Origin of the sequence: Algoriphagus sp. (assembly GCF_024642405.1) — a bacterium.
In the GTDB taxonomy this organism is placed as follows: Bacteria; Bacteroidota; Bacteroidia; order Cytophagales; family Cyclobacteriaceae; genus Algoriphagus.
In genome coordinates, this window is the sequence record NZ_JAHEBC010000428.1 from 1 (window position 1) to 2,968 (window position 2,968).

The window sequence follows — 2,968 nt, forward strand, 5'->3', positions numbered from 1 at the left end:
AGGTGAATATTTTATTTAGCCTCGTCTAGATCGACTTTTCTTATCCAGCTAAGTATAAATGTCGCTGTGTAGCCAAATATGAAAACAAACAATCCAAATAAAGGCGAAAGCAATGTGACTTTTAATCCTCCCGCAACTATAGCTGGATCAGCTCCGCCAGTGGCCTCAAGTGAATCAAATGCCTGAATCAAGCCTAAAAGGGAATTCAAAAAAGAGATTACCAAACCGAGCAAAACGACTTGATTGACAAGCTTTTTATATTTCAAAAAAGTAGGAGTATCAGAATTTATTGCCGTAAAGGCTTTAATCGTAAAAAAGATAGCCAATAAAAAACAACACAAAATCAACATCATTCCGAGAAAGCCTCCTTCTTGGAATCGGTCTGAAATTATATTTAGAAATACTGGTTTTAAAGAGAGTACTGTTGTTAAAGGATTCATATTCTTATGTTTTTGAATTATGGACCAATAATAGAAAGAAGATCAACCTTCAAGATATTTATGCGATCAATGACATCCTCAATGCTAGATTTGACAAGTAATCAACCGTTTTTGAATTCGGTAGTGTCGTCCTGGCAACTAATAGACGGAAATACGTCATTCATCGCATTTACTTTGCAAAGACAATTTTTTAAAAGACCTTGTCCTAATTATATAATGGATAAAAAAAATCTAATATCAGGGATAGCGAAGAAAATGTTGGAACAAGTTTCCATCTGTTTAGGCGCTCTATTATTTTTTGCTTTCTATTTCGGAATTACCATTTCAGACCTTGCTCCGGCATTTACTTTCGGAGCTTTCTTGCTTCCAGTTACCATGGGAATGGTCAACGTTTTTAGCTTTCACCTTATCCCTAAATACTTATTCAAGCAAAAGTATTTTCTCTTCTCTCTTTACACTGTTTATACTATAATCATTTCGGTTTTTCTAATTGCTTTATCCTCTTTTTACGGTTTTCTATTTATCAATTCGGTTGAATCCCTAGGCACAGAGTTCTTACTTACCAAAAACCTTTATCTCATCATAGTGGGAGTTTATATCGTAGTTTTACTGACCTCTCTTTTCTCAGCATTCAGAGAAAGCTATAAAATACATCTCCAAAACCAGGAACTGCAATACACAATATTAAATGGAGAACTTCAGCTAAAGCAAGAAGAACTCTCCTATCTCAAAATGCAGATTCAGCCCCATTTTTTATTCAACACCCTAAATACGATTTATGGATCTGCAATAGCTAAAAGTCCAGAAACACCCGAATTGATCTTAAAGCTTTCTAATTTATTGGATTATATCCTATACCAAACTCAAAAATCTCAGGTGCCACTGCAGGATGAAATAGATCATTTAAAGGACTACTTGGCTTTGGAAAAATTAAGGCATGGAGATAAACTTCAGATTAACACCAACTTTCCATTGGAAACAAATAATCAAATGATTGCTCCTATGCTTTTTCTCCCATTAGTGGAGAACAGTTTTAAACATGGGAAATCTAAAGGGAAAGAAGCCTTTGTTGAAATAAAATTAGAGACAGAAGAAGATAAAATATTTTTCATTTTGAAAAATTCCTATGAAGATTTAGGAGAAAAAAAAGCATTAACTTCTTCAGGAATAGGTCTTAAAAATATCAAAAAACGGTTGCAACTCCTCTATCCAGATTCTCACAGATTTAACATAATAAAAACTGAGAATCATTTTGTGGTGGAGCTAGAACTTATCACAAGCCCCCTCAATCCATAGATATTATGAATTGCCTTATAGTTGACGACGAACCAATAGCCCAAAATATCCTCAAGGATTTCATCTCCAAAGTTGATTATCTCAATCTGGTAGCTAGCTGCAGTAATTCCAACGAGGCCTTTAATGTGGTTCAAAATAAAGATATAGACTTAGTATTTTTGGATATCAATATGCCCGGAATAGATGGAATGGCCTTTGCCAAAATCATCCCAAAAGAGATTCAAGTCATATTCACAACAGCCTATCGGGAGTATGCTATCGAGGGATTTAACCTCGAAGCTGTAGATTATCTTTTGAAGCCCATCCCCTTCGATAGATTCTTAAAAGCCGTTGCAAAGGTCAAAGAGTCTGTTTCAAAAACCATAAATACCACCAAACCCAATTCTGATTTTATTTTTGTCCGTCAGGATAGGAAAATGGAAAAAATCGATCTTGGTGACATACTTTTTGTAGAAAGCTATGCAGATTATATCAAAATCCATTTAAAAGAAAAAGTAATGGTTGTCAGGGAAAGCATTTCGAATTTTGAATCAAAACTTCCTGAAAACCAATTTATTAGATTTCACAGATCTTTTATCGGGAACATTTCTGCAATCAGTTCCTATACTCATGAATATTTAGAGATTGCTGGTAATGCTTTGACGATCAGTCGATCCTATAAAGAAGAAGTTCTCAGTCGGCTTCAGCAATTTGAGTGAAACATTCCAAAATAATTTTTGAGAAAAATATATAAGAATCAATTTTTTCATTTTACTTTGTATCTCAAAGTACTTTTAAATATGAGGAAACCAGAAGATGAATTAGCTGAAATCAAATCCATGATGGAACGAAGCACGCGCTTCCTTTCACTTAGTGGTTTATCAGGAGTTTTGGCGGGGATATATGCGATCATTGGCACCGGGATCGCTTGGTACTGGATATATTTCCCTCATTCTAAATGGGGAAATTCGGTAGATGAATTGGGAGTATCTGAGCTAATTTGGAGAATCCTCATTTTGTCTGGAGTTATTTTGATTTTGGCACTCTTTACAGCTTGGACTATGAGCAAAAGAAAAAGTGAAAAGGCTTCTCAAAAGTTCTGGACTAATGCCAGTAAGCGATTTTGGCAAGCGCTTTTTATCCCTGTTTTACTGGGTGGTTTGTTTTCTTTTGCATTGGTACATGAAAGTACTTTTGAATTGATCCCAGCTGCCATGTTGTGCTTCTACGGATTAGGTTTAATCAGTGCTTCG

Annotated in this window: 4 protein-coding genes; 3 read left to right on the forward strand and 1 reads right to left on the reverse strand. The window is 35.1% G+C overall.

Annotated elements, in window-relative coordinates; genetic code table 11:
* Positions 1-11: 11 nt before the first annotated feature.
* Entirely contained in the window at positions 12-440 is a 429-nt protein-coding gene (locus Q0L68_RS18835) for a MotA/TolQ/ExbB proton channel family protein (protein WP_296705795.1), read from the reverse strand.
* Between the two features lie 60 nt (positions 441-500).
* Between Q0L68_RS18835 and Q0L68_RS18840 the strand changes: the two genes are divergently transcribed.
* From Q0L68_RS18840 to Q0L68_RS18850, 3 genes are all read left to right on the forward strand, one after another.
* A complete protein-coding gene (locus Q0L68_RS18840; protein WP_296705796.1) occupies positions 501-1,736 on the forward strand; it encodes a histidine kinase in 1,236 nt (411 codons plus the stop codon).
* 5 nt (positions 1,737-1,741) lie between these two features.
* On the forward strand, positions 1,742-2,434 hold the full coding sequence (locus Q0L68_RS18845; protein ID WP_296705797.1) for a LytTR family DNA-binding domain-containing protein: 693 nt from the start codon (positions 1,742-1,744) through the stop codon (positions 2,432-2,434).
* Between the two features lie 81 nt (positions 2,435-2,515).
* Positions 2,516-2,968, forward strand: a 453-nt coding sequence (locus tag Q0L68_RS18850; RefSeq protein WP_296705798.1) for a hypothetical protein, incomplete at its 3' end; no start/stop codon positions are given.